At 74.6% G+C, this 4,748-nt stretch carries 5 protein-coding genes; 4 read left to right on the plus strand and 1 reads right to left on the minus strand.

Annotation, left to right across the window (positions count from 1 at the left end):
- The 4 genes from MNZ29_RS23510 to MNZ29_RS23525 all read left to right on the plus strand — a co-directional run.
- Nucleotides 1-640, plus strand: a 640-nt coding sequence (locus MNZ29_RS23510) for a CoA pyrophosphatase (protein ID WP_242357009.1), incomplete at its 5' end; no start/stop codon positions are given.
- On the plus strand, nt 637-1,728 hold the full coding sequence (locus tag MNZ29_RS23515; protein WP_242357011.1) for a mannose-1-phosphate guanylyltransferase: 1,092 nt from the start codon (nt 637-639) through the stop codon (nt 1,726-1,728). The genes MNZ29_RS23510 and MNZ29_RS23515, both read left to right, overlap by 4 nt.
- A 104-nt stretch (nt 1,729-1,832) precedes the next feature.
- A complete protein-coding gene (locus tag MNZ29_RS23520) occupies nt 1,833-3,203 on the plus strand; it encodes a phosphomannomutase/phosphoglucomutase (protein ID WP_242357013.1) in 1,371 nt (456 codons plus the stop codon).
- A gap of 2 nt (nt 3,204-3,205) precedes the next feature.
- Nucleotides 3,206-4,165 (plus strand): ROK family protein, encoded by a 960-nt coding sequence (locus MNZ29_RS23525; RefSeq protein ID WP_242341472.1) that lies wholly within the window; start codon nt 3,206-3,208, stop codon nt 4,163-4,165.
- Between the two features lie 3 nt (nt 4,166-4,168).
- Here the strand turns inward: MNZ29_RS23525 and MNZ29_RS23530 are convergent.
- Nucleotides 4,169-4,748, minus strand: a 580-nt coding sequence (locus MNZ29_RS23530) for an energy transducer TonB (RefSeq protein ID WP_242357015.1), incomplete at its 5' end; no start/stop codon positions are given.

Here is a 4,748-nt window from a genome sequence, read left to right on the forward strand (position 1 = left end):
CGGCCCACGCAGGAGCCGCGCCGGCGCCGCTCGGCGCCGCGCTCCGCCGATGAGCCTCGCGGCGCTGCGGACCGCGCTCGCGGCGCGCGCGCCGGGCCTCGCGCCGCTCGACGAGATCCGCCCGGGGGCGATGCCGCCGGGCGGCTTCCTGCGCGCCGCGGTGCTCGTCCCGCTGCACGCGAAGGACGACGCGCCGCACGTCCTCCTCACCCGCCGCACCCGGCACCTCCGCCGTCACCCCGGCCAGATCAGCTTCCCCGGCGGCCGGGTCGATCCGGAGGAGGAGCACCTCGCCGCGGCGCTGCGCGAGGCGCGCGAGGAGATCGGCCTCGATCCCGCCCAGGCGGAGGTGATGGGGCGGCTCTCCGAGACGCTCGTGCTCACCTCCGCGTTCTGCTTGACGCCCTGGGTGGCGACCGTGCCATATCCCTACCCCTACGCGGCGGCGGCCCACGAGGTGGAGGAGATCCTCCACGTGCCGTTCGCGGCGCTGCTCGCGCCGGGCGCGCACCGGACCGAGCGCGCCGAGGCGTGGGGGCTGCCCGTGGACGTCCACTTCTTCAGCGTCGGCGGCGACACGATCTGGGGGGCGACCGCCCGCATCCTGGCGGAGCTCCTCTCCATCTGGAGGACCCTGTGAAGATCCACCCCGTCATCATGGCCGGCGGCTCCGGCACCCGCTTCTGGCCGCTCTCCCGCAAGGACCGGCCGAAGCAGTTCCTCCGCCTCGCCGGCGACGCGCCGCTCCTCGCCGCGACGGTGGCGCGCCTCCCGCCGCTCGCCCGGGCCGACCGCACCTGGGTCGTGTGCGGGCCGCAGCACGCCGCCGCGGCGCGGCGGATGCTCCCCCAGCTGCCGAAGGATCACTTCATCGTCGAGCCCTGCGCGCGCAACACCGCGCCGTGCGTCGGCCTCGCCGCGCTCCACGTGGCGGCCCGCGATCCGCAGGGGATCATGGCGATGCTCCCCGCCGACCACCACATCGCCAAGCCCGCCGCGTTCCGCGACGCGATCGCGGCGGGCGCGCAGCTCGCCGAGCGCGGCGCCATCGCCACCATCGGCATCCGCCCGTCGCGGCCGGAGACCGGCTACGGCTACCTGAAGCTCGGGCCGCGCCTCGCGGCGCGCGGCGGCAAGGGTGCCCCGCGGCTCCACGCGTTCAAGGTGGAGCGCTTCGTCGAGAAGCCGGACGCGAAGACCGCGGCGCGCTACCTCGCCGACGGCTCCTACCTCTGGAACTCCGGCATCTTCGTCTTCCGCGCCGACGTCATCCTCGAGGAGATCCGGCGCGCGATGCCGGTCCTGGGCGAGCAGCTCGCGCAGATCGCCGCGGCGCTGGGGACCCCGGCGTACGCCCGCACCCTGAAGCGCGTCTTCCCCGAGTGCCCGTCCATCTCCATCGACTATGGCGTCATGGAGAAGAGCGATCGCATCGCGGTGGTGCCCGCGGACTTCGGCTGGAGCGACGTGGGCAGCTTCGCGGCGCTCCCCGACGTGCGGAGCACGGACGCGACCGGGAACGTCGCCGAGGGCGACGCGCTCGTCATCGACGGAAGGAACAACGTCGTCATCGCCACGGAGGGCCGCCCCGTCGCGGTCATCGGCCTCGACGAGGTGGTGGTGGTGGACGCCGGGGACGCCATCCTCGTCTGCCGCCGCGACCGGGCGCAGGACGTGCGCAAGGCGGTGGAGGAGCTCACCCGCCGAGGCCGCGACGAGGTGCTCTGATTCGGGGGGGCCGCGCGCGCCCCTTCGTGCTAGACAGCGCCCGTTCGCCCCGTCGTGGCGCGCCGCGGGGGGCGGCACGACATTACTCGCACCGGAGGACCCCCATGGCGACGCTCTCCCCGACGATCTTCCGCGAGTACGACATCCGCGGGCTCGTCGATCAGGACCTCACGGAGGAGGCCGTTCACCTCGTCGGGAAGGCGCTGGGCACGCGCATCCGCGAGGCGGGCGGGCGCAAGGCGGCCGTGGGGAGGGACGCGCGCCTCTCGGGTGAGCGCTTCCGCGACGCGATGGTGTCGGCGCTCGCCTCCACCGGGGTGGACGTGCTCGACCTCGGCGTCGTGCCGACCCCGCTCACCTACTTCGCGGCCCACACCGCGGGCGTGGACGGGATCTGCATGATCACCGGCTCGCACAACCCGCCGGAGTACAACGGCCTCAAGGTCGGCCTGGGCGCGGCGACCTTCCACGGCGAGGAGATCCAGGCGCTGCGCCGGCTCGCCGAGTCCGGGAAGTTCGCCACCGGGGCGGGGAAGGTGACGCCCTACGACGTCGTCGCCCCCTACCGGAAGTACGTGCAGGAGAACCTCCGCCTCGGCGGCCGCAAGCTCAAGGTGGTCGTGGACGCCGGGAACGGGACGGGCGGCGTCATCGCGGTGCCGATCTTCGAGGCGCTCGGGATCGAGGTGGTGCCGCTCTTCGTAGAGATGGACGGCCGCTTCCCGAACCACCACCCGGACCCCACGGTGGAGAAGAACCTCGAGCACCTGAAGGCGAAGGTGCTGGAGACGAAGGCGGACCTCGGCATCGCCTACGACGGCGACGCGGACCGGGTGGGCGCGGTGGACGAGAAGGGGAACGTGCTCTGGGGCGACCAGATCATGATCCTCTTCTCCCGCGCGCTGCTCGCGGAGCAGCCCGGCGCCGCCATCGTCGGCGAGGTGAAGTGCTCGATGTCGCTCTACGACGACATCGCGAAGCGCGGCGGCCGCGGGATCATGTGGAAGGCCGGGCACAGCCTCATCAAGGCGAAGATGAAGGAGGAGCACGCGCTGCTCGCCGGCGAGATGAGCGGGCACATCTTCTTCGCCCACCGCTGGTTCGGGTTCGACGACGGGATCTACTCGTCGGGGCGGCTCGTCGAGCTGCTCTCCCGGACGAGCGCGCCGCTCTCCGCCCTCCTCGCCGACGTGCCGCGGACCGAGTCGACGCCGGAGCTGCGGGTCGACTGCCCCGAGGACAAGAAGTTCGAGGTGGTGCGGCGGGCGCAGGAGTTCTTCTCCGGGCGCTACGAGGCGGTGACCGTGGACGGCGTGCGCGTCGTCTTCCCCGACGGCTGGGGCCTCGTGCGCGCGTCGAACACGCAGCCCCTGCTCGTCCTGCGCTTCGAGGCGCGCACGCGGGAGCGGCTCGACGAGATCGAGCGGCTCGTGCGCGGCAAGGTGCAGGAGATCATGCGCGAGCTGGGGGCGTAGCGATGCCGCTCGGGATCGGCGTGGACCTCGGCGGGACGAACGCCCGCGCTGCGGTGGTCGACACCGACACGGGCGAGATCGTCGCCGCCCACAAGGAGCCGCTCCGCGAGCGCGAGCCGTCGCGCGTCGTCGCCGTCGTGCAGCACGCCATCGCCGAGGCGTCGGCCGCGGCGGGGCTCGCCACAGGGGCGGTGGGCGCGGTGGGAGTGGGCGTCGCCGGCCAGTGCCTCGGGCGCACCGGCGTCGTCCTGAACGCGCCGAACCTGGGCTGGCGCGACGTCGCCTTCGGCGCGCTGCTCTGCGACGCGCTCGGGCTGCCGGTGCGGGTGGCGAACGACCTCTCGGTCGCCGCGTGGGGCGAGAAGCGCTTCGGCGCGGCCAAGGGGCTCGACGACGTCGTGCTCGTGTTCGTCGGCTCCGGCGTGGGCTCCGGGCTCATCCTGGACGGCCGCCTCTACGACGGCGCGCAGGGCGTCGCGGGCGAGTTCGGCCACGTGAAGGTCTGCCCGCTCCGGCCGGAGACGTCGGTGCGGCGCTGCGGCTGCGGCGACTGGGGCTGCCTCGAGGCCTACACCTCCGGCGTGAACGTCGCCGCGCGGGTGCGGGAGGAGATCGCCGCGGGCGCCCGCACCGCCATCTTCGAGCGCGTGGCGGGCGATCTCGGCCGGGTGAACGCGAGCCTCGTCGACGACGCCTACCGCGAGGGCGACGCCTACGCGCGGGCGCTCTGGGGGGAGGTCGGCGAGCTCCTCGGCACCGCCATCGCGAACCTCGTCACGCTCCTCAACCCGGCCCGGCTCATCCTCGGCGGCGGCGTCCTGCTCGGCAGCCCCGCGCTCGGCGACCTCGTGCGCAGCGCGTTCGACGAGAAGGTCTCGAAGTCCGCGGTGAAGCAGCTCAGCATCGAGCACGCCTGGCTGGGGGATGATGCCGGGGTGATCGGAGCCGCAGTACTGCCCTGATTGCTAGGGCAGCTCGTAGCGGACCGTGTAGCGCAGCCGCGTCGCCACGCGCTCCTCGCCGCGGCGGGCGGGCTCGAAGCGGCAGTGGCGCTTCACGCCCGCGACGGCCGCCTCCCCCAGGCCGTGGCCGGGCTCCTCCACCACCTTCGCCTCGGCGACGCGGCCCGCCTCGTCCACGACGAGCGTCAGCACCACGCGCCCCTCCACCCCGGCGCGGCGGGCGGCCTCGGGGTACTCGGCCTGCGGGATCTCGCAGGCGACCGGGCGGGGCAGGGTCGTCACCTGTGCCGGGGGGACGTATCGCTCGGAGCGGTAGGCCTGGACGTCCTCCGGCTCGGGGGCGGTGCGCGGCGCCTCGCCGTGGAGCGTGTTGCCGGCCGGGGCCGCGAAGCTCCCGCCCTCGGTGGTCGCCGACATCGAGACGCCGACCCGCACCGGGGCGCGCCTCGGCGCGTCGCGCGGGGGCTCGGTGTTGGGCGGGGGCGGCGCCGGATCGGGGCGCGCGAGGCGCGGCGCGTCGGGAGGCGCCGGGGCGCTCCGTCGCGGGACGGGGCGGCGAGGGATGGGCGCGGGCTCCGGCTCG

Origin of the sequence: Anaeromyxobacter sp. SG64, from assembly GCF_022690745.1 — a bacterium.
GTDB classification, from domain to species: domain Bacteria; phylum Myxococcota; class Myxococcia; order Myxococcales; family Anaeromyxobacteraceae; genus Anaeromyxobacter; species Anaeromyxobacter soli.

Excerpts from the sequence above, each read along its gene's own strand:
- MNZ29_RS23520 (WP_242357013.1), top strand. The coding sequence starts at position 1,833 with ATGGCGACGCTCTCCCCGACGATCTTCCGCGAGTACGACATCCGCGGG.
- MNZ29_RS23525 (WP_242341472.1), top strand. The coding sequence starts at position 3,206 with ATGCCGCTCGGGATCGGCGTGGACCTCGGCGGGACGAACGCCCGCGCT.